Source organism: Pseudomonas sp. FW215-R2 (assembly GCF_058789255.1).
Map to the genome: position 1 here is coordinate 13,884 of NZ_JBYTBO010000024.1, position 21,995 is coordinate 35,878.

Here is a 21,995-nt window from a genome sequence, read left to right on the forward strand (position 1 = left end):
GAATGACGGGGAGGCTAACCAGCGCCGGCTTTCAGTTGGCTGAGGCGCGGATTACAGTTGTGTCAGGTTCGGCGGGCGAGGTTGTCCGCCAGGTCTCGTGCCTGTTGCGATGCGGCGAACCGTGAATCGCGATCCACCTCATCACCGAAGATCGTTTTCTCGACGATCAGCGCATGCACATCGCTGACGCCGATGAACTCCAGCCACGCTTCCATGTACGGTTTCTGAAAGTCGAAACGCTCGGCCGGCGTGATCGACTGCGCGGAAAAATCCATCCCCCGCGCATAGGCCACGACGGCTTTCTTGCCTTGCAGCAAACCTCGCAACCCGCGCTCCGGATCGAAGCTGAAGAGGATGTCTTTCTGCGACACCAGGTCGATGAAGTGCTTGAGCTTGTAGGGAATGCTGAAATTCCACAGCGGCACCGAGAACACCAGCACATCGGCCCCGCGCAGGTGGGCGGCGAGGTCTTCGAGGGTCTGCCAGGCCGATTGTTGCGACGGCGTCAGCGGCGTTCCACTCAGGCCTGCGTATTTGGCGTTCATCGCGTCCTCGTCGAACTCCGGCAGGTGCAGGCTCCATAAATCGAGCGTGCGAACCTGGGTCTGCGGATCATTTTGCAGATAGCGCTCAATGAAACGGTGCGCCACTTCAATGGACGCGGAGCGCTGTTTGCGGGGTGAGCATTCGATGTGCAGGAGGGTGGTCACGGTGAGCCTCGACATTCGGGTAGGGAAGGCGAGGCATTGCAACATAGCTGGCTTCTCACTATAAATCGTAAATAAATCGGCCATTGATCACGTATTCAACTATGTTCGACGCCCTGTTGTTGAAGACCTTTGTCACCGTTGTCGACGAGGACGGCTTCAGCCGTGCCGCCGAAAAACTGCACCTGACCCAATCGGCGGTCAGCGGTCATCTGAGACGGCTGGAAGAGCAGATCGGCAAACCGTTGCTCAAACGCACGACCCGCTCCCAGCAATTGACGGCGGATGGCGAGCGCTTGATCGCCTATGCGCGCACGATTCTGGCGCTGAATCGTGACGCCTGGGCACAGCTCACGCGCACGCCGTTTCAGGGAAGGGTGCGGATTGGCGTGTCGGAGGATTTTGTCGAGCCAAGGTTGTTGCGGGCACTGCAGGACTGCGCGGCGCAGCATCCGGGCATGGAGATCGATGTGCAGGTCAACATTCCCGGTACGTTGTTGAACCAGATGAAGCAGGGCAATCTGGAGTTGGTCATCGGGTCGCTGTGCGAGACCCGAGAGCCGGGGTTGTTGCTGTGGCAGGAACCGCTGGTGTGGGCGTGGTCGGCGCAACCGGTCACCCAATTGCCGACGCCGTTGCCGCTGGCGCTGTTCCCCGAGCCCTGTCCATATCGCGAAGCCGCGTTGACCCGCCTGGCCCAGGCCGGCATTGCCCAGCGCACCGCGATGCTCTGCACCAGCACCGCTGGCTTGCGTGCCGCGGCGTTGGCCGGGTTCGCGGTGGCGCCGATGGCCGCCAGCCAGTTGGGGCAGGGCCTGGCGGCGCTCGGTGTGGAGCTGGGTTTGCCGACGCTGCCGGACGCGGAGTTTCGCCTGTTCACGGCGAGTCATGCCGATCCACAGATGATCGAAGCGGTTTCCCGGGTGATCGTCGACTATTGCTCGGCGCGACGGGAGTGAAGCGTCCTACAACCCGAGACCTTCCTGAACCACCTGCAGCAGGTTGTTTTCCGTCAGGGCAATCGCATCCAGTTGTTGCCCGGTCTCGATCGTCTGCAACCACCAATGACTCTCGCCGTGTTCGTCGACGGTCCGCAGCAGGGAAGTGTCCCTGCCCGGCAGGACGATCTGCACGCGACCGGCACCGTCCTCGGTGAAACGCGCGATGGGATCAAAGGTCAGGCTGTGATGGTTGGCCTCGATGATCAATTGGTCGATGGCGTAGTCGTGCGTCTCGCCTTCCGGCGAACTTTCGCAAACATGGGTAGGATTTCGCCGAATCTTCAGTCCCACCTCGGTGACCGGTTGCAACCAGCCCTCGATGCGGTGATACAGGTCGTAGACCACCGCCGGCCAGCAATCGATTTCCAGTTCGGCGCAGGTGATGTCGTCCGCGTGGGTGTGCCGGGTTTGCTTGAGCTTCGCGGCGAGTTCGTCTGCTTTACTCATTTCGGGATCCCTGTTTTTGGTGTCTGCTTATTAATCGTAGACCTTTCAACGTAGTACAGCTTTGCCTTGCGTCATGCGCTTGCAATACTGGCATGACTCAATCAGCCCCTGACCACTTGACGGTCAGATCACAAAAACCATGGACGCCAGCGTCCCAAGGAACGGGAAGATGAAAAAGCTTTTTACAATTATGGCGCTGATTGCGCTGACGGTCGGTAGCATTGGCCTGAGTTCGGCGCGTCAGTCGCATGCCAACAAGGCACCCACGGAATCAGTGGCGGGGGTGTTCGATTACTACCTGCTGACGCTGTCCTGGTCGCCGACGTTCTGTCTGACTCACAAGGACGATCCTCAGTGCACCGGCAAGGGCTACGGTTTTGTCCTGCATGGCCTGTGGCCGCAATACGCCAAGGGCGGCTGGCCGGAATCCTGCCCGCCGCTGACCAACCTGTCGGCCGCCGAAACCGCCAAGGGCCTGACGCTGTTCCCGACGAAGAAACTCCTCGATCACGAATGGAGCAAGCACGGTACCTGCAGCGGTCTCGGGGCAATGGGCTATTTCGACGAAGCGGATAAAGCCGTGGCGGCGGTGACAATCCCGCAAGAGCTGCAACCGTTCAGCAACTCTTATTACTTCGAAGCGCAAGAAATCGCCGACCTGTTCCGCAAGAGCAATCCGGGCATCCCGGCAGACGGCATTGCCGTGATCTGCAGCGGCCCGGAACTCTCGGAAGTGCGGGTGTGCATGGGCAAGGACCTGCAATTCGGTGCCTGCGGCAAGGGCGTGAAAACCCAGTGCCGGGCAGGGGATATCCGGGTTCCGCCGTCGCGCTGACCTGAGCGGTAACCGACCACAAAAACAGGCGCCTTTTCAGGCGCCTGTTTTTTTATGTTTACACGACAGGGCTTATGTCATCCGAGGATACGCCGATACCGTACAGCGGCACGGAAGCACCACTGACTCCATAGAAGGCAAGAAACTGAACAATGTTTGAATATATCTGGCGCAGCATCAATTCCCCAGGCTACTTCCCCAACGTACTGGATTGGATGATCCATATTCTCCTCAACCCGCTCATGGTGATGATGTGCCTGATGGCCGGAGCGCTGACCGGCAAATGGTGGAGAGCCATCCCCTACGGCAGCCTCACGTGTTATGTGGTGTTTCTGAGCCGGTCGTCATTTTATCGGTGGGGAAGCATTTTTCCCTCAGCCGGTCTGCCTGCGCTGTTCATTGATGGCGCACTGTTGGCCCTTCTCGGCTTTTATTTGAACGGTGTACTCAGAACTCGCTCGGAAGCTAAACCCGAAGGCCATTGGTTGCGCTGGCTTTATAAAAACCTGAAGGTCGTCATGCAGATACTCGTGGTGATGTTCTGGGCACTCGTGGTGCTGTTTGTCGTGGCCTTTACCGTCTCGGTTGCTACCCAACCGTCACTGGTGAACTGACTCACCTCCTGCTAGCCAGCGGCTGTACGAAAAATCGCCGAGTGTCGATCAGGCAGTTTTCGTACATAGCCCAGGCCGGTCGCCGGCGAGCCTCTGCATTAACACAGACAGGCCTTCCCTGTTTCAACGACGTTTACATTCTTCAAGCTCTTGCTGGCTGGCTAACTGAGTAGAGATACCAAGTCGATACCAGCAGTAGTCCATGACTTGAGTTCTCTCTTCATCATTGAGTTCGGACAGTTTTTTATCGTCTGACTCGTACGCGAAGATGTTCACGAATCTCAACTTGAGCGTCGGGTGCTTTTTGATGAAAAAAACTTTCTCTGGATACGCATCTTCCAATTTTTTGTAGTAACCCACAAAAAAGAGTGCTGAGGTCAATGCTGCTAGTGCGAGGACGATCAGTAATCTCATGAGGCCGGTGGCCGTAGCAGTGCAATGCCACTGGAACAGGTATCACCTTGGCGTGCAGCCGCCAAGCCATCGAAAAATACGTCCGGAGAGCCAGTCGCTATCGCATTGGTCCCGTGTCCGGGGAGTGGGCATGTGCTGGGATCGGTAAGACGGGCGGCAGGCTTTGCCATCATTTGACTCCTGTCATCACGTTTGTGGGGGAGAACTGTATCAAAGAAAAATAAATTACATCGCAGGTCATCCATTTCCGCTGCGCGCCGATATCAACGGGGTCGGGATTGTCTCGGTGGCACTTGGTTGCCCCGCACTATCCGGTGGGCTACGCTCACAAAAAACAAGGGTTTCGGGCCTTTGCCCCTGTCGTACCTGCCCAGGACACGCTTTTGCCTATCCCCATTCACGATCCGCATCAGGCCCCCGGCGGCACACTCAAGCGTTTGCCGCTGCGCAAGGCGGCGGTGCTGTTCATCGTTGCGGTGTGTCTGTGTCTGTCCGGTCTGCTGTATTTGCAGATCGAGCAGTCGCGCCGGCAGGATCTGGCGAATGCGCAGATGTCCTCGGCCAACCTGACCCGGGCGATGGCGCAGCAGGCCGAAGACACCTTTCTGGCCGCTGATCTGGTGATGACCAGCCTGGTCGACTGGATTCAGGAAGACGGCTATGGCGCGGCGCAGAAGCCGCGTTTGCAGAGAACCTTCGCGCGCCGGGTGCAGCAACTGGAGCAGTTGCACGGCATGTTCCTGTTCGATCGCGAAGGGCAGTGGGTGATCACCTCATTCCCTGATCTGCCGCGAGGCAACGGCGTGGCGGATCGCGAGTACTTCAAGTTTCACCAGCAGAACGTGTCGGCCGTGGCGCACATCGGCCCGGCGATCCGCAGCCGTGAAAACGGTGATTGGATTATCCCGATCTCCAAACGGGTCAACGACCGCGCCGGAAATTTCCAGGGCGTGTTGCTGGCCGGCATCAAGATGTCGTACTTCGACCGGTTCTTCAAAAGCTTCAGCCTGGATGACAACGGCACCATGTTCCTCGGACTGACCGACGGCACTTTGCTTGCGCGCCGGCCGTTCGACGATGCGTTGATCGGTACCTCGCTGGCCAAGGGCGAGATCTATCAGACGCTGCTCCCCAATGCCTCCGCCGGTACGGCGATGATCGATTCTGTGGTCGATGGGGTCACACGACTTTACGGTTATCGGCAGCTCGAAAGTTATCCGCTGGTGGTGTCTGCCTCTTCCTCGCGGGACACGATTCTCAAGGGCTGGCATGACCGCGCTTTCCAGTCCAGCGTCATCGTGGCGCTGGTGATGCTTGGGGTTGGGCTGTTTGGCTGGGTGTTCATCCATCAGGTGCGTGACGGCGAGCGGATCGAGAAAAACCTGCTCAAGGCCCAGCGGGCGCTGGAGCTGATTGCCACTCACGACAGTCTGACCGGGCTGGCCAACCGGCGCCTGTTCGAGCAATCGCTGGAGATTGAATTCGCTCGGGGCGCCCGGCAGTCGAGTCCGGTCAGCCTGATCATGCTCGATATCGATTTCTTCAAGCGCTACAACGATGCCTACGGCCATGTGGCCGGCGATCATTGCCTGACCCAGGTCGCTCTGGTGGTGAAGAACTGCTGCCAGCGCAAATCCGATCTGGCGGTGCGCTACGGCGGCGAAGAGTTTGCGGTGCTGTTGCCGGACACCGACATCAACGGCGCGCTGGCGATTGCCGGGCAGATCCGCCGCAGCGTCATGGACAAACACATCACCCACAGCGGCTCGCCCACCGGTTATCTCACCGTGAGTCTGGGCTGCTATTCGTTCATTCCGCTCGGCAACGACAGCCCGGAATTGTTCATCCAGCGTGCCGATGCGGCGCTGTATCAAGCCAAGAACGCTGGTCGCAATCGCGCTGCGGTGTTGTCGATGGACGGCGGCATTGGTGAGTTGATGCGTTCGGACCGCTGATCGCCAACATAAAAAAGAGCAGGCCACGGCCTGCTCTTTTTCGTTGGGGCGGCGGATGAAGTGCCGCGACTCAGAAGTCCACAGTCGCCGAGACTTTCAGCGTGCGCGGCGTGCCCTGGGTCAGGTAGCCGCCGTTGGCCGAGGCCCAGTAGGCTTCGTTGGCGACGTTTTCCAGATTGGCTCGCAGGGTGATCTGTTTTTCGTCCAGTTTGAAGGCGTAGCGCGAGCCGAGGTCGAAGCGGGTCCACGCCGGAATGCTCTGGGTGTTGGCCGCGTTCAGGTACTGTCCGCCGGTGCGCAACATTCGGGCGCTGAGGGCGGCGCCTTCGAGGCCCGGAATGTCCCAGTCGGCACCGAGGTTGAATTGAAAGCGCGGCACCCCGACGGCGCGGTTGCCGTCATTCACGCCGTTGGCGCTGCCTTCGAGCTCCGTCTTCATCAATGTCGCGCCGCTGAGCAGGCGCAGGCCGTCGAGCGGTTCGCCATAGACGTTGAGTTCCACGCCTTTGTTGGTCTGCTGGCCGTCGACCCGGAAGATCCCGTCCTGGGTGTAACTCGACGGCTGTTCGATGCGGTAGACGCCGAGGCTGGCGCCGTAGCTGCCCATGTCCAGGCGCACGCCGGCCTCGACCTGTTTGCTGCGCACCGGGGCGAAGGTTTCGTCGCGGTTGATCGCGGTGGTCGGCGGCGTCGGGCCCTTGGCCAGGCCTTCGATGCGGTTGGCGTAGAACGACACGTGTTCCCAGGGTTTGATCACCAGGCCGTAGACCGGGGTGGTGATCGATTCGTCATAACTTGACGTGCGTGCCCCGGTGACGGTGCTCCAGCCGTCGACTTTCAGTGTCTGACGGCGCACGCCGAGGGTCAGCAGGATGCGGTCATCGACGAAGCCGAGAGTGTCGGAAATCGCCTCGCTGCGCAGGGTGTTCTTGCCGGTGATGCGCGGGTCGTTGATGTCGCTGGCAAACGAGGTGGCGGGCGGGCGCGGCTTGTCGGTGACGTTGTACAGGTTGGTGCTGTAGCGTGCGGCGCTGCCGATGGTTTCGTAGGCCGAGCGCTGCTCGCCCCAGATGCCGGCCCAACCGAGGTTCAACTGATGGGTAACGGGACCGGTGTCGAAGCGACCGTTGAGCCCGGCCATGGCGCTTTGGTTGTCTTCGTCGTGGGGCGAATAGAGCATGCCGCCACGGGCGTTGCCGTTGAGGTCGGTGACGGTCAGCGACGAGTACACCCCGTTTTCCCGGGTGTGTTTGGCACCACCGGACACATAGGCGGTCCAGTTGTCGTTGAGGTCATATTCGGCGCGGGCCATGCCGAAGGTGTCTTCGAGTTGCGAATAGCTCCAGCGCTGGGCGTAGCTGGCGTTGGCGTCCGGCACCTTGGGAGCTTTTGTCAGGCTCGAATCGACATAGATCACCGAGCGCCCCTGATTGATCACCTGCTTCTGATAACCGAAGTCGGTCGAGACCCGCAGGCATTCACCGCGATAGTCCAGGCCGACGCTGAACAGCGACGAGCGCTGGTCTTCGTCATCGACGGCGGTGTCACCTTCGCGCTGCATCAGGTTGACCCGCGCACCGAAGCGGTTGTCTTCGCCAAAACGCTGGCCCAGATCCAGATGCCCGCCGACCCGACCGTCAGCGCTGTAGTCGAGGGTGACGCTGCGCGTTGGCGTGTCCATGGCGCGTTTGGGTTGCAGGTTGATCCCGCCCCCAATGCCGCTGCCGCTCGGAGTCACGCCGTTGACGAACGCGTTCGGGCCCTTGAACAGTTCCACCCGATCCAGCGCTTCGACGGCGATGATCTGCCTTGGCAGCACGCCATAGAGGCCGTTATAGGAAATGTCATCGGAGGCCAGCGGCAGACCGCGGATCATGAACATCTGCGAGAAGTTGCCGAAGCCGTTGGACTGGCGCACCGAGGCATCGTTGAGCAGCACATCGCCGACGGTTTGCGCCTGTTGATCGGCCATGGTCTTGGCGGTGTAACTGGTGACGCTGAACGGCAGGTCGTTGACTTCCTGGTTGCCGAGCATGCCGACCTGCGCGCGGCGGGCGACCTGTTCGCCGCCGTAGGTGTTGCCGCTGTCGTCGCGCAAGGCACTGACATTGGTGGCGCCCAATTCCAGTGCGCCGTCCGCCGCGACTTTCGGGGCTACCGTGTAACCGTTGTGGCCGGTGCTGATCAGCTCGAAACCGCTGCCTTCCAGCAAGCGGGCAAAACCGCTCTGGGCGGTGTAACTGCCTTGCAGGCCGGGGCTCTGGCGATTGCCCAGTTGCGCCGGATCGAACGACAACGGCACGCCGACGCTGACCGCAAATTGCGCCAGCACATGGCTGAGCAGGCCGGGGCCGATGTTGACACTTTGGCTGGCGCTTTCGCGGGTGCTGTCGGCGGCGTGGCCGAGGGTCGGCAGCAGCGCGCCGAAGGCCAGGGCAAGGCTCAGGTTCAGGGCCTTGAGCGGGAAAGTGGCGGGGCGGGACGTGGGCAATGCGGTCATTCGGCGATCCTGTCGAGCGCGTGGAATTAAAAGGTCTATCCACTCACCGAACGAGACGCGAAAAGGTATCAGTGAACATCGAAAATAATTTCACCGGGTTCAGACACGGGGTTCGACCGACAGCCAATAGCGGGTCAGGCTGTTGATGTTCAGCGGCAGGGTGTCGCTGAGCAGACGCAGACTGGCGTCGGTGTCGCGCAGGGAAAATGCCCCGGACACGCGCATCGCCGCGACGTCCGGATGACAGCGCAAGACGCCCCGACGATAGCGGCTCAGTTCGCCGAGCAATTCGTCCAGGCGCATGTTGCTGGCCAGCAGCATGCCTTTGTCCCAGGCCAGGCTCGCGGTGTCGAAGGTTTCGGCGCTGTCGAAGCCGTTCAGTTTGAAGCGCTGGCGCTCGCCGGCCTTGAGCATTGCGTTTTGCTTGAGCAGTTCCGGGGTGATTTGTACTTGCCCCTCCAGCACCGACACCAGGCTGCGCGACCCCTCGGTGCGCACGCAGAACCGAGTGCCGAACGCACGGGCCACGCCTTGTGGGGTTTCGACCATGAACGGGCGGGCCGCGGCATCGCTGGCGGTGTTGATCAGTACTTCGCCGTTGAGCAGCAGGACCCGGCGCTCGACCGGGCTGAAAGCGATGTTCACGGCGCTGTCGGTGTTGAGCAGCAACTGAGTGCCGTCCGGCAGTTGCAGCGTTTTTTGCTCGCCGACGGCGGTGCGCTGATCGGCGGTCCATTGCTGCCAGGGCACATGTTGCGAGGCGATGCCCAGTGGTCCCGCCATCAACAGCAGGCCGAGGCGGGTGAGCGTCTGACGACGGCTGAGGCCTTCTTTGCGCGAAGCCCGTTGCAAGGTCTGGATCGCCACATTCGCCGGCACACTGCGTAAATCCCCCAGCAGCGCTTCGGCCCGCAGCCAGGCCTGGGCGTGTTCGGCGCTGCGGCTGCGCCATTGGGCGATGGCCTGATGATCCGACGGCGAGGCGCTGCCCGAATGCAACTGCACCAGCCAGTCGGCGGCTTCACCGAGAATCTGCGGATTGATCATCGACGAACTCATCAGGCGACACTCAGGCAGGCAATGAACGCGGCGCGCATGTGGCGTTTGACGGTGATCAGCGAAACACTCAGGCGCGTGGCGATCTGCGCGTAGGTCAGGCCTTCGATCTGCGACAGCAGGAAAGTGTCGCGGGTCTGCGCCGGCAACTCGCGCAGCAACGCTTCGATGCGCCACAGGGTTTCGAGAATCAGATAGAGGGTCTCCGGCGACGGCACCTCGTCGGCGGGGAGGCTGGCGATGGTTTCAAGGTAGGCGCGCTCGATGTCCTGACGGCGCCAGCGGTCGATCACCAGACCTTTGGCAATGTGCGTCAACAGCGCCCGGGGTTCGCTGCCCAGCGGTTTGATCACCTGGCGGGTGAGCAGGCGCAGGAACGTATCGTGCGCCAGGTCGGCCGCATCGCAGCGATTGTCCAGCTTGCGCTGCAACCAGCCCTGCAGCCACCCGTGGTGTTCGCTGTAGAGCGTCTGGACTTGCTGATTCAAGGGCTGATCGAGGGACGACATGAAGGGCAGATACTCGTTTCGGGCGTCCGTTGCCTGGTTGCAATGTAGAGGTGCAATCGAGAGTGCGAAAAGTGTGCAATTAAGAATTGATCGCATTCTAGTGGCACGGAACGAGCGCTGGCAATTGCCCCCCGACACTTTCTTTTCTGACGCCAACCAAGTGGCCTACTCGTCTTCCGGGAGATTGGCTATTTGCCTGACCCGCCCCCGGGACTAACGTAGCCACACATTCACTCGCCCCGGAGAACCACCATGAAACCTCGTGCCGATTTCTACACCGCTTCCCCAGACGCCCTGAAAGCGATGATCGCCCTGGAAACCGCCGTCTCGAAACTGCCGCTGGAAAAGACCCTGATCGAACTGGTCAAGCTGCGCGCCTCGCAAATCAATGGCTGTGCGTTCTGCATCGACATGCACACCACTGACGCGATCAAGGGCGGCGAAACCCCACGTCGATTGTTCGCCGTGACGGCCTGGCGCGAAGCCCCGTTCTTCACCGACCGTGAGCGCGCCGCGCTGCTGTGGACCGAATCCCTGACCCAACTGAGCCTGACCCACGCCCCGGACGAAGATTACGAAGCGGTCGCTGCCCAGTTTTCGCCGAAAGAAATGGTCGACCTGACCGTGGCGATCAGCACCATCAACAGCTGGAACCGTCTGGCCGTGGGCTTTCGCAAAACCCCACAAGCCTGATCGGTCAATGTGCATCAGCACTCGGCGCGGCCGGTGGTTGCACCTTGCGCATCAAGGGCACCATCGCCGTGGCGATCACGAAGCACACCATGATCATCAGGAACGTGTCGCCATAGGTTTGGGTCTGCGCCTCGCGGTAGGTCAGCAGCCATAACTGATGCAGGCCGGCGGTGATGCCGACGTCACCGCTCTGACCCAGTGCGGCGAAGTTGCCGCCGACCTGGGCCAGCCACTGATTCAACGCTTCGTTACTGCTGTTCAGATGCTCCGCCAACCGCGTGAAGTGCAGGTTGGTGCGGTCGTTGAGAATGGTCGCGCACGCCGCAATCCCGATCGCACCGCCCAGGTTGCGCATCAGGTTGAACAGGCCCGAGGCGTGTTTCAACCGCGCCGGGGCCAGCCCGCCAAGCGTCAGCGTTACGGCCGGCGGCACCGCCAGTTGCTGGGCAATCCCGCGCAGGGCTTGCGGCAGCATCAATTGCCCGGCACCCCAATCGTGGGTGATCGGACTGAATTCCCACATCGACAACGCAAACAACGCCAGGCCCGCCATCATGATCCAGCGCAGATCGATGCGATTGGCCAGAAAGGCGTACAGCGGAATCGCCATGATCTGGAACACCCCGGTGGAAAAAACCGCCAGACCAATGTCCAGCGCACCGTAGCCACGCACCCGGCCAAGAAACAGCGGCGTCAGGTAAATCGTCGCGAACAGGCCGATCCCGGTGACAAAGGAAAAGAAGCAGCCGAGGGCGAAATTGCGATCCTTGAGCGCGCGCAGGTCGACGATCGGATTGGCCACGTGCAGCGTGCGGCCAACGAACGCCACACCGGCCAGGGCGCTGATCCACGCGGTGGTCAGGATGGTCTGGTCGCTGAACCAGTTCCAGCGCGGGCCTTCTTCGAGGGTGTATTCCAGGCAGCCGAGAAACAGCGCCAGAAACACCATGCTCAGATAGTCCGCGCCCTTGAGCAGCGACAGTTCCGGCTGATCGATCTTGACCAGCATCGGCACCGCCACGGCGACGAAAATCCCCGGCACCAGGTTGATGTAGAACAGCCAGTGCCAGGACGAAATGTCGGTGATCCAGCCACCAATCACCGGGCCCAATGTCGGCGCCAGCGAGGCCACTGCACCGATGGTCGCAGCGGCGATCACCCGTTGTTTGCCGGTGAAGAAAAAGAACGCCGTGGTGAACACCAACGGAATCATCGAGCCGCCGAGAAACCCTTGCAGCGCCCGAAAGGCGATCATGCTCTGGATGTTCCAGGCCGCGCCGCACAACAGGCTGGCGAGGGTAAAACCGACTGCCGAGGCGCAGAACAACCAGCGGGTCGAGAACACCCGCGACAGCCAACCCGACAGCGGGATCACGATGATCTCGGCGATCAGGTAACTGGTTTGTACCCAAGCCGTTTCATCGGTGCCGGCGGACAACCCGCCGCCGATATCCCGCAGCGAGGCCGAGACGATCTGAATGTCCAGCAACGCGATGAACATGCCGATGCACATGGTGGCGAAGGCGAACACTTTGGTTGCCGTCGCCATCTCGGCGGCATTGAACGGCTGCGCAGGGACGGCGAGGGCGCGGCTCATGGCGCGCTGGCCACAGCGGTGGTTTCAGGTTGGGCACGGGTGTCGACTTCAGCCGTCACCGACAGGCCCGGACGCAGGTGGCCGAGCACGCCGTCGGCGGGGTCGAGCAGGATCCGCACCGGCACACGCTGGACGATCTTGGTGAAGTTGCCCGTGGCGTTTTCCGGCGGCAGCACGCTGAACTGCGAACCGGTGGCGGGGGCGAGGCTGTCGAGGCGACCGTGGAATTCCTGACCGGACAACACGTCTGCACGGATGCTCACGCGCTGGCCGGGTTTCATCCGCGCCAACTGGTCTTCCTTGAAATTGGCATCGACCCACAGACCGCTGGCCGGCACCACCGACAATTGTTGCGAACCGGCCTGAGCGTAAGCGCCGACCCGCGCGCGGCGGTTGCCGATCACGCCGTCGACCGGGGCGCGCAGTTCGGTGTAACCAAGGTTGAGTTGCGCCAGATCACGCTCGGCCCGGGCTTGCTGGAGGGCGGCGCGGGCCTGTTGTTTCTGGGTTTCGATCACGGTGAGTTGGCGTTGCGCAGCCAGCAGTTCGGCCTGGGCCTTGGCGCTCAAGGCTTGCGCGGTCTTGAAGGTGGCGTCGGCCCGTTGCGCACTTTCCACCGAGACTGCATTGGTGGTCACCAGGCGTTTGTAGCGTGCGTTGTCGTCCCGGGAACGGGCGGTTTCGGCACCGGCAGCATCGATGCCGGCGCGGGCCTGACCGATCACCGCTTGTTGCAGTTGTTCGGTGGCGTCGAGGTTGGCCAGCAGCGCTTCTTCAGCGGCGACGGCGCCTTCGGCCTTGGCCAGATTGGCGCGATAGTCGCGGGCGTCGAGGCGGATCAGCACGTCGCCGGCCTTCACCGGCTGGTTGTCGCTGACCAACACTTCCTCGATGTAACCGGCGACTTTCGGCCCGATCACCGTGACGTCACCGCCAATGTAGGCATCGTCGGTCTCTTCGAGAAATCGACCGGCACCCCACCAATGCGCGGCGTACAACCCGGCGAACACCAGCGCGGCCAGACCCGCAGTGGGCAACAGCAGGCGTTTGAGCAGGGGAGGTTTGGAAGCGCTGACCGGAACGGCGAGATCGGGTTCAACGGTGGGCATGCTGGTCATGGCGTAATACCTGCGGCTGATACCGGCAAAAACGGGTTGTTATTACGGCTGTAATATGACGCAGGTAATATTTTGTGGCAAATGATTTTTGCTGCCGGTCGTCGTTTGCTTATCGCAGCCAGGTGCCGGGCGTCGTGCCGGTCATGGTCTTGAAGAACGCAATGAATGCGCTGTCGCTGGCGAAACCCAGTTCAAACGCGCAATAGCCGAGGTTGCGCCCGGTAGCGAGCAATTCCATGGCGCGCATCAATCGCCATTGCTGGCGCCATTGTTGATAGCTCATGCCGGTTTCGCGCTGGAAGATCCGGCCGATGGTGCGGCTGCTGGCGCCGATCTGTTGCTCCAGCACTTGCAGCTCCGGTGGCAGTTGTTCGGGGCGTGCAAGCAGAGGCGCCAGGCGTTTGTCTTGCGGCAATGGCAAAAGCATCGGCTGCTGCGCCGCGTCACGGATTTCACTCAGGCACAGCCCCAGCAGATGGACGAATTTGCCCTGCTGCCAATCGGTGGCGAACTCGGCCATCGCCATCGGTTCCAGCACGGCGCGCAGCAGCGGGCTGACCTCGATCACGCAGACTTGTTGCGGCAGCTCGCGACACAACTCGGGCGTCAGGTAGATGGAGCGGTAGTCGACGCTTTGCTGCATCACCGCGCGATGCGTGACGCCACCGGGAATCCACGCCGCCCGCGACGGCGGCAGCAGACACAGCTGCTGTGCCAGCGTGATGCGCGTGCAGCCCTGTCGGGTGTAGAGCAGTTGCCCGCGCTGATGCCGATGCAGGCCGGAGTCGTGATCGCCGAGGGTAGAGGCGATGCCGATTACCGGCGCCGGGAAGCGATCCGGGTCAAAACGGTCGTGGGCTTCGAGCCAGGCCATGGGTTGTCCGATTTCAACGATAAATTGTCAGGGTTTGGATAATACGTCAGTCGCGACTTTTTAAACTCCTCGGCGTTTTTGTTGAGGAGTCATGGTGATGAACCCTGGAAAGTTTTTGATGTTGGCGATTGCGCTGCTGATGTTTCCGCAGATCGCCCAGACCCTGTTCAGCCCGGCGCTGGGGGATATCGGCCGTGCATTTGATGTTGGCCCGCAAGCGGCGGCGCAAACCCTGTCGGTGTACTTCCTGGCTTTCGCGTTTGGTGTGGTGACGTGGGGACGAGTGTGCGACCGGATCGGCCGGCGGCCCTCGATGCTCGCCGGTCTGGCGATTTATGCGGTTGCCTGCGTACTGGGCTTGAGCGTGCGCAGTTTCAACGGCTTGTTGATGGCCCAGGCGCTGGCGGCATTTGGCGCCGCCGTCGGCTCGGTGGTGACCCAGACGCTGTTGCGTGACCGCTATCGCGGGAGCGAACTGGCCCAGGTGTTTTCTCTGGTGGGCATGGCGCTGGCGGCCAGCCCGGCCATCGGTCTGTTCAGCGGCGCGAGCCTGGTTCAGGGCTTCGGTTATCGCGGGGTGCTCGCTGCGCTGTTGCTGCTGGCTTCGATCTTGTGGATCTGGAGTTGGCGCAACCTGCCGGAAACCCGTCCGTCGCAACTCACCTCCGTTGGCCTGTTCGCAACCATGGGCGACATGTTGCGCGATCCCGGTATCTGGCGTTCGACACTGTGGATCGCATCGTTCAACGTCGCGTTGTTCAGCTATTACAGCCTCGGGCCTTTTCAGTTCGAACGTCTCGGCTTGAGCGGCGAGTGGTTCGGCTACAGCGGCGTGATGCTCGCATTGGCCTCAGGGTTTGGAGCATGGCTTAACAAAAAATTGCTGCAGATCGGTTGCCGTCCGCTGCAGTTGATTCGTCTGGCAGCGCTTGCCGGTTTGCTCGGTGGCATCGGTGTGTGGCTGCTAGAAGCGCATGTCTGGTTCGTGCTGCCGATGCTGCTGGTGGTACTGGCGTTCGGCATGGCGATCCCGAACATTCTGGGCGCAGCGCTGAGCAATTACACCGATCGTTTGGGCACCGCCGGCGCATTGCTGGGGCTGTTTTATTACCTGCTGATCGGTGCGGGATTGATGTTGGCAGCGTGGTCTCAGGCCCTCGGGGAAACCCTGATGATCTGCAACTTGCTCGCGTTATCGCTGGCGATTCGCGCTAAAAAGGCATTTGTTTAAGAAATGTAAGCAATGTAGGAAGCGTCTTGCAATTGTGTAGGAAGGCTCTGACTATCACTGCAATTGATGGGATGGCATTAAGCCATTTGATTGCAAGGATGTTGAGTGCCGTATTCGATTCGCGCTGTTACCCGTTGTAGTTTCCTGCCTCGCCCGCTGTTGTCGGCCTTGTTGTTGAGTGTGTGTGCGCCCAGCGTTCTCGCCGCCGAAGCTCCAGCCCCGGGCCAGGAAGTGCTGCGCCAGCAACAACTGCAACAGCGCGATCTGCAACAACTGCAACTCGAACAGCGCAAGCGGCAACTGGAGCGCGGTGCGTTCGGCCCGGCGCCTGCCACCCCGGCCATTGCTGAATCGATCAAACCCGACGAACGCTGCTGGCCCCTGAGCGGCACGCGCATCGGCGGCGTCACGCTGATCGATAAGGACAAGCTCAACGCCCGGATCAAACCGCTGTTGGCACCGTGCATGGGTGTCGGCCAGATCAACCATTTGCTGGCGACCATCACCGCGCTCTACGTGGAGAAGGGCTACATCGCCAGCCGGCCGTACCTGAGCAGTGCGCCGGCAGCGGGCCAGTCGCTGGATATCCTGATCGACGAAGGCTACATCGAATCCATCGAACTGGCCGACCAGAGCCTGCCGGTGTCTCTCGGCGGTGCATTCCCGGGCATGCTTGGCAAGTCGCTGAACCTGCGGGATCTGGAGCAGGGGCTGGATCAGTTGAATCGTCTGCGCTCGCTCGATCTGACCGCCGACATTGCTCCTGGCAGCCAGCCCGGCGCGTCAAAAATCATCTTGCGTTCGCGTACTTCGGGGCAGTCGCGCTGGGCACTCGGGGCCGGTTTCGACAACCTCGGCAGCGTCAGCACCGGCCGCGATCGCGACACGCTCAGCCTGACGCTCGACAGTCCGCTCGAACTCAACGACCTGTTGAGCCTCAGTGCCAGCGACACGCTCAATCAGGGCGACCGCTACAGCCGCAACGCCAGCCTCTATTACGCGATCCCCTACGGTTATTGGACGTTCAGCACCTTTGCCAGCCACGCCGAATATCGCGCGCCGTTCAAACTCAGCGCGGCGACCCTGCACAGCACCGGCATCACCGATCAGCTCAGCCTGCGCGCCGACCGCGTGTTGTGGCGCGACCAGAGCCATCAGCTCAGCGCCAACCTGCAACTGGCGCACAAGGACGTCGACAGCTACCTGGAAAACGTCCGCCTCGGTATCCAGAGCCCGACCCTGACCGTGGCCGAGGCCGGGCTCAATCTGTTCTGGCTCGATCGCGCGGTGTGGAACCTGGATTTCAACTACGCCCAGGGCCTGCGCTGGCTGGGTGCCGATGACGATGCCGATCATCAGGTCAAGAACCTGCCCAAAGCACAGTTTCGCAAGTACCGCGCCGGCCTCAGCCAGTGGCGCAACGGCCAGCTCGGCGCGCAAGCCTGGCAATGGCAGAGCCAACTGAACGTGCAGTACAGCCCGGATCCGTTGCCGGCGATCGAACAACTGCTCGGCACCGACGATTCCGCCGTGCGCGGTTATCGGGTCAGCAGCGCGTCCGGCGCCAGCGGTGCGATCTGGCGCAATACCTTGCGCCTGCCGCTGCGCAGTGATTTTCCCGTGCAGCTCACCCCGCGAATCGGACTCGACCACGGCTGGATCAAGGCCGACCACGGCGCCTCGGTTCAACGCCTGAGCGGCGCCAGCATCGGCCTCAACCTGGGCTGGAAAAACCTGCAAGTGGATGTCGATTACCAACGCAGCCTCAACACCCCGACCGGTCTGCACAGCGAGCCTGAAACCTGGCTGATGCGGGTCGGATTACAGATATGAACGTCAGTGAACAACAGCCATCGGACCTGAGCGCGACAGCCGTGGCCTTCTACTCAACGCGCAACGTGATGCCGCACTACATGGAGAGTTTTTTATGCCAATGAATACCTTTGCGTTTCATCTTTCCCCACGGGGCAAACTGCGCTGGGCCATCGCCAGCCTGTTCCTGGTCGCTCATCTGCCGGGCGCCATGGCCGGCGGTGTGGTGGTCGCACCCGGCCCCGGCGGCACCGCGCAACTGCAAACCCAGGGCGGCGTCCCGATCGTCAACATCGTCGCGCCGAACGGCTCGGGCCTGTCGCACAACCAGTTCCTCGACTACAACGTCGACCGTCAGGGACTGGTGCTGAACAACGCCTTGCAGGCCGGGCAATCGCAGCTCGCCGGGCAACTGGCGGCCAACCCGCAATTGCAGGGCCAGGCCGCGAGCGTGATCCTCAACGAAGTGATCAGCCGCAACCCGTCGGCCATCAACGGCGCCCAGGAAATCTTCGGTCGCGCCGCCGACTACGTGCTCGCCAACCCGAACGGCATTTCGGTGAACGGCGGCAGTTTCATCAACACGCCGAACGCCAATCTGGTGGTCGGCCGTCCCGAGCTGAACGACGGCAAGCTGCAAGCCCTGAGCACCCGCGATGCCAGCGGCCAGCTGCAGATTCAGGGCGGCGGGCTGCGCAATGGCGAAGGCTCGATCAACCTGATCGCACCACGCATCGACAGCCAGGGTGCGATCACTGCACGTGATCAACTGAACCTCACTGTCGGACGCAATCAGATCGACTACGCCAGCGGCCAGGTGAAAGCCGTGGACCCGGCGGGCAACACCACCGATCAGCGGATCGACGCCAGCCTGTTCGGCGCGATGCAGGCCGGGCGCATCAACATCGTCAGCACCGCCGAAGGCGCGGGTGTGAAGGTCGGGGCTGTGCAAGTCGCCGGGCGTGACGGCGTACAGATTCGTTCGGCTGGCGACTTGAGCGTCAGCGGCCAGGCGATCCCGGACAGCCTCGATGTGACCCGCGCCGGCATCCGCAGCAGCCAGGGCGACGTCGGCCTGCACAGCGGCAAGGACCTGACGCTGGCCGCCACCGACGTCAGCGGTCGTGACGTGAAGGTCGATGCCAAGCGCAATCTGACCCTGACCACCGTCGAGAGCCGCAAGCTCCAGGAACAGCGTGAGAACTGGAACAACAGCACCATCGGCATCACCTGGGAAACCTACGAGCGCACCAAGACTGACAGCGATTCGCGCCAGCACGGCAGCCAGATCGTCGCCAGCCGCGACGCGCAGCTGTCGTCCGGCAAAGACACCGAACTGAAAGCCGCCAAGGTCGAAGCGAAGAACAACCTCAGCGTGCAAAGCGGCGGCGACCTGCGTTTGACCGCCGCCACTGAAAGCCACACCCAGACCGATCAGGGCAAGCACCGCAAGCACCTGTGGAAAGCCGATTGGGACAGCAGCAGCGAAGAGCAGCGCAGCGTCACCAGCCAGTTGAAAGGCGGCAACATCGCCCTGCAAACCGCCGCACTGTTGCGCTCCGAAGGCGCCGAACTGAACAGCGCCGGCGATCTGCAACTGGCCGGCAAACAAGTGGAAATCACCACCGCGACCCGCACCAACCGCAGCAGCGACAACCGCTATTCCGGTGATCTGGTCGGCGGCGGTTTCTTCGGCAAGACCGGCGACGCCGACAAGGGCCAGACCCAGCATCAGGGCAGCAAGATCAACGCGGCCGGCAAACTGGTGGTCAAGGCAGACGACGTGCGCATCAGCGGTAGCCAGGTGCGCGGCGGCCAGGACGCCAGCGTGATCAGCGACAACGGTTCGCTGACCATCGACGGCGTGCAGGACACCTCGCACAGCAACAACCACGACAAGGACAGCAAGTTCTTCGGCATCACCAAGGACGAGTCCCGGCAGAACAGCAAGGACAGCACCACGGTGCGCAGCGAGCTGGTGTCGGACAGCAACCTCAAGCTCAAAAGCGCCAAGGACATCGAAGTCGCCGGCTCCACGGTCAAGGCCGGCGGTTCGCTGACGGCGGATGCGGCGGGTGATGTGAATGTGCATTCGACGCAGAACACCCACGACAGCAGCAACAGCACGCAGACTCGTGGTTTTGACGCTTACGCCAAGGAGCAGACGGCGGAGCAATATCGCGCCGGCGTGCATTACGAAGACAAGGCGCAAACCGTCACTGCCAACGACGTCACGCAGCAGGGTTCCAGCCTCAGCGGCGGCACTGTGCAAGTGAAGGCGGGCGGCGATGTGACGCTCAAGGGCGCTGAGGTGAAATCCACCGCCGGCGACACCACCCTGAGTGGCAAGAACGTTTCGTTGCTGGCCGAGCAGGACAGCCACAATACTTCGACCGAGACCCGCAGCACCGGCGGCGGTTTCTACTACACCGGCGGCCTCGACCGCGCGGGCAGCGGCGTGGATTTCTCGCACAGCACTTCGCAAGACACCACCGGCAAAACCACTGCGCAAACTACCGGTGTGCAGAGCAGCGGCAGCCTGAACATCAACGCTGACAAACTCGTCACCGAGGGTGCGCAACTCAAGTCTGGCAACGGTCTGAACGTCGCCGCCAACGAAGTGGACAACCGTGCTGCCAGCAACACCGAGAGCAGCACCCACAAGGAGAGCAACTGGTCGGCAGACATCGGCGCCAACGTCGAGTACAAAGACATCGCCCGGCCGATTGCCGGCGCGGTGAAAGACGTGCTCGACGGCAAAGTGCCGGACAAGGACGCACTGGCCAATCTCGGTCAGCCGAACGTCGGTATCGACGTGGCGGTCGGTCATGCCAGCGCGGATAAAACCGAGCAGAGCAGCAACGCCGTGGTCAGCCAGTTCGACGGCAAGACCGTGGACGTTAAGGTCGGCGGCACGCTGCACGACCAGGGCACCCAGTACAACGCCAGCGCCGGCAAAGTGAACATCAGCGCTGAGAAACTGGTGGCCGATGCCGCGAACAACACCCGCAGCAGCACCGAAAATTCGGTGGATGCCAAGGTCGATGTGCGTGTCTACACCAAGACCGGTGAAGACGTGAACGTGGCCGGCAGCGGCGCGGGCGGCAGCAGCCAGTCGAGCAAGAACAGCGCCACGGCGGTGGTCGGTGGTTACGCTGGCAATCAGGGCGTGAACATCAATGTCGCCCGCGACGCACAGTTCGAAGGCAGCCGTTTCGACGGCGGCCAGGGCGGTGTCAGCGTCAAGACCGGCGGTGATCTGGCCCTGAATCAGGCCAACGACCGTCAGAGCAGCGACAGCTCCAGCCTGCGTGGCAACGGCTCGCTGACCGTCGGCACCTTGCCGGGCACCGACGGCACCAATGTCGATCTCGGCGCCGGGTTCCAGCTCGATCACAAAGGCAACCAGACCACCGACACCCAGGCGCATGTCGCCAGCATCAGCGGCAACGGCCCGGTGCAATTGAGCAGCGGCGGTAATCAGGTTCAACAAGGCACGAAGATCGACAGCGTCGGCAACATCGACCTGAAGGCCGACGGCAAGCTCGACCTGCAAGCGGCCACCGACACGCACGTCGCCACCGGCAGCAATCTCGGTGGTGGCCTGAAGGCGGGCGGCAGCAAAACCAGCAGCGAGAAGAGCCGTGATCAGGGCGGCAACCTCAGCGGCAACTTCAACATCGGTCGGGTCAACGAGAACACGCAGACCCTCACCGGTGGTCAGCTCAACAGCCAGAACGGCATTGCGCTTAGCGGCGACTCGGTGCGCCTGCAAGGCACTCAGGTCAGCGCGCCAAACGTCAACATCGACGCGCAGAAGGGCGGCTTCGTTCAGGAGTCCGCACAGTCCAGCGACAACCGCAACAACTGGAACGTTGCGCTGAACGCCGGCGGCAATCTGAGCAAAAGTACGCCTACCGCCGCCGATGAAAAAGTCAGCAGCGATCACGGCTTCAATGCCGGGGCCAAAGTCGGCGTGGACTACCTGCAAGGCACCACCCAGCAGAACAGTCAGATCAAGGCTGACACTGTGGTGCTGAACAGCGCGGGCGATGCGAGCCTGAGCGGTGCGCGGATCGATGCGCGCAATGTCAGCGGCAAAGTGGCCGGTGATCTGACGGTCGAAAGCCGTCAGGACACCAGCACTCATGCCAAGGTCGATGTGGATCTGGGCCTGACCGCCAAGAAGACGCCCGCAGATGACAAAGGCAAACTGGCCGGCACCGACTACAAGCCAACGCTGAAAGTCGACGGCGAATACGCGCACAAGGACAGCGTGAAACAGGCTTCCGGTATCAGCGGCAGCCAGGGTGTGAACCTCACTGTCGGCGGCGCTACGCAACTGACCGGCGCGCGGATTTCCGCCACCGGGGGCAACGTCGATCTGGGTGGTTCGAAGGTCAGCAGCAGCGACCTGAGCAACCGCGACTACGGCGTGAAAGCCGGGTTGGATCTGCCGCACAAAACCGAAGAAAACGCACCGAAGGTTTCCCTTGAAAACGGTAACCTGAAAGTCGGCCCGGTGACCTTGAGCGGTCACCTGGACAGCCAGTCCCTGCAAGCGGGGATCGACGAAAGAGGTTGATTCGTCGGCAATAAAAAAGGTGGGAGACCGGTAACGGGCTCCCACCT

17 protein-coding genes and 1 pseudogene are annotated in these 21,995 nt (G+C 61.8%); 8 read left to right on the plus strand and 10 right to left on the minus strand.

Annotated features, from left to right (window positions below):
• Positions 1-62 precede the first annotated feature (62 nt).
• Positions 63-710, minus strand: coding sequence for an FMN-dependent NADH-azoreductase (locus AC3WRD_RS25630; RefSeq protein ID WP_102622337.1), 648 nt, complete (start codon positions 708-710; stop codon positions 63-65).
• A gap of 101 nt (positions 711-811) precedes the next feature.
• On the opposite strand from AC3WRD_RS25630, the gene AC3WRD_RS25635 reads away from it, so the two are divergent.
• Positions 812-1,666, plus strand: a complete 855-nt coding sequence (locus tag AC3WRD_RS25635; protein ID WP_102622338.1) for a LysR family transcriptional regulator — start codon at positions 812-814, stop codon at positions 1,664-1,666.
• Between the two features lie 6 nt (positions 1,667-1,672).
• Here the strand turns inward: AC3WRD_RS25635 and AC3WRD_RS25640 are convergent, their stop codons facing one another.
• The gene (locus AC3WRD_RS25640; protein WP_102622339.1) at positions 1,673-2,155 is read right to left on the minus strand and encodes a hypothetical protein; all 483 of its coding nucleotides are present in this window, start codon (positions 2,153-2,155) and stop codon (positions 1,673-1,675) included.
• A 169-nt stretch (positions 2,156-2,324) separates the two neighbouring features.
• On the opposite strand from AC3WRD_RS25640, the gene AC3WRD_RS25645 reads away from it, so the two are divergent.
• Both AC3WRD_RS25645 and AC3WRD_RS25650 read left to right on the plus strand, forming a co-directional pair.
• Positions 2,325-2,990: a ribonuclease T2 gene (locus AC3WRD_RS25645; RefSeq protein ID WP_096822029.1), complete on the plus strand. Its 666-nt coding sequence runs from the start codon at positions 2,325-2,327 to the stop codon at positions 2,988-2,990.
• A gap of 152 nt (positions 2,991-3,142) precedes the next feature.
• Positions 3,143-3,604 carry a hypothetical protein gene (locus AC3WRD_RS25650; RefSeq protein ID WP_102622340.1) on the plus strand — a complete coding sequence of 154 codons (462 nt, stop codon included), beginning with the start codon at positions 3,143-3,145 and terminating at the stop codon, positions 3,602-3,604.
• A 123-nt stretch (positions 3,605-3,727) separates the two neighbouring features.
• Here AC3WRD_RS25650 and AC3WRD_RS25655 read toward each other — a convergent pair whose 3' ends face one another.
• Together AC3WRD_RS25655 and AC3WRD_RS25660 are read right to left on the minus strand one after the other, a co-directional pair.
• Complete coding sequence (locus tag AC3WRD_RS25655; RefSeq protein WP_102622341.1) at positions 3,728-4,018, minus strand: hypothetical protein; 291 nt, start codon at positions 4,016-4,018, stop codon at positions 3,728-3,730.
• 17 nt (positions 4,019-4,035) lie between these two features.
• Positions 4,036-4,188: pseudogene (locus AC3WRD_RS25660) on the minus strand (PAAR domain-containing protein); the annotation flags it as partial.
• Between the two features lie 213 nt (positions 4,189-4,401).
• Between AC3WRD_RS25660 and AC3WRD_RS25665 the strand changes: the two are divergent.
• The gene (locus tag AC3WRD_RS25665) at positions 4,402-5,973 is read left to right on the plus strand and encodes a sensor domain-containing diguanylate cyclase (RefSeq protein WP_096822027.1); all 1,572 of its coding nucleotides are present in this window, start codon (positions 4,402-4,404) and stop codon (positions 5,971-5,973) included.
• 70 nt (positions 5,974-6,043) lie between these two features.
• Here the strand turns inward: AC3WRD_RS25665 and AC3WRD_RS25670 are convergent, their stop codons facing one another.
• The 3 genes from AC3WRD_RS25670 to AC3WRD_RS25680 all read right to left on the minus strand — a co-directional run bounded on the left by AC3WRD_RS25670 (position 6,044) and on the right by AC3WRD_RS25680 (position 10,038).
• Positions 6,044-8,473, minus strand: coding sequence for a TonB-dependent receptor (locus tag AC3WRD_RS25670; RefSeq protein WP_102622342.1), 2,430 nt, complete (start codon positions 8,471-8,473; stop codon positions 6,044-6,046).
• A gap of 99 nt (positions 8,474-8,572) precedes the next feature.
• Positions 8,573-9,532 carry a FecR domain-containing protein gene (locus AC3WRD_RS25675; protein WP_102622343.1) on the minus strand — a complete coding sequence of 320 codons (960 nt, stop codon included), beginning with the start codon at positions 9,530-9,532 and terminating at the stop codon, positions 8,573-8,575.
• Positions 9,532-10,038: a sigma-70 family RNA polymerase sigma factor gene (locus AC3WRD_RS25680; protein WP_102622344.1), complete on the minus strand. Its 507-nt coding sequence runs from the start codon at positions 10,036-10,038 to the stop codon at positions 9,532-9,534. The genes AC3WRD_RS25675 and AC3WRD_RS25680 overlap by 1 nt, the downstream gene beginning before the upstream one ends.
• Positions 10,039-10,290: 252 nt before the next feature.
• Here AC3WRD_RS25680 and AC3WRD_RS25685 point away from each other — a divergent pair, with 252 nt between their 5' ends.
• Positions 10,291-10,731: a carboxymuconolactone decarboxylase family protein gene (locus AC3WRD_RS25685; RefSeq protein WP_096822023.1), complete on the plus strand. Its 441-nt coding sequence runs from the start codon at positions 10,291-10,293 to the stop codon at positions 10,729-10,731.
• A gap of 4 nt (positions 10,732-10,735) precedes the next feature.
• Here the strand turns inward: AC3WRD_RS25685 and AC3WRD_RS25690 are convergent, their stop codons facing one another.
• The 3 genes from AC3WRD_RS25690 to AC3WRD_RS25700 form a co-directional block, all read right to left on the minus strand.
• On the minus strand, positions 10,736-12,328 hold the full coding sequence (locus AC3WRD_RS25690) for a DHA2 family efflux MFS transporter permease subunit (RefSeq protein WP_096822022.1): 1,593 nt from the start codon (positions 12,326-12,328) through the stop codon (positions 10,736-10,738).
• Positions 12,325-13,446, minus strand: a complete 1,122-nt coding sequence (locus AC3WRD_RS25695; RefSeq protein WP_096822021.1) for an HlyD family secretion protein — start codon at positions 13,444-13,446, stop codon at positions 12,325-12,327. The genes AC3WRD_RS25690 and AC3WRD_RS25695 overlap by 4 nt, the downstream gene beginning before the upstream one ends.
• 109 nt (positions 13,447-13,555) lie before the next feature.
• Entirely contained in the window at positions 13,556-14,320 is a 765-nt protein-coding gene (locus tag AC3WRD_RS25700) for an AraC family transcriptional regulator (RefSeq protein ID WP_102622345.1), read from the minus strand.
• A gap of 97 nt (positions 14,321-14,417) precedes the next feature.
• On the opposite strand from AC3WRD_RS25700, the gene AC3WRD_RS25705 reads away from it, so the two are divergent.
• The 3 genes from AC3WRD_RS25705 (at position 14,418) to AC3WRD_RS25715 (ending at position 21,948) form a co-directional block, all read left to right on the plus strand.
• Complete coding sequence (locus AC3WRD_RS25705; RefSeq protein WP_102622346.1) at positions 14,418-15,551, plus strand: MFS transporter; 1,134 nt, start codon at positions 14,418-14,420, stop codon at positions 15,549-15,551.
• Between the two features lie 105 nt (positions 15,552-15,656).
• Complete coding sequence (locus tag AC3WRD_RS25710; RefSeq protein ID WP_102622347.1) at positions 15,657-17,384, plus strand: ShlB/FhaC/HecB family hemolysin secretion/activation protein; 1,728 nt, start codon at positions 15,657-15,659, stop codon at positions 17,382-17,384.
• Between the two features lie 94 nt (positions 17,385-17,478).
• Positions 17,479-21,948: a hemagglutinin repeat-containing protein gene (locus AC3WRD_RS25715; RefSeq protein WP_102622348.1), complete on the plus strand. Its 4,470-nt coding sequence runs from the start codon at positions 17,479-17,481 to the stop codon at positions 21,946-21,948.
• Positions 21,949-21,995 lie beyond the last annotated feature (47 nt).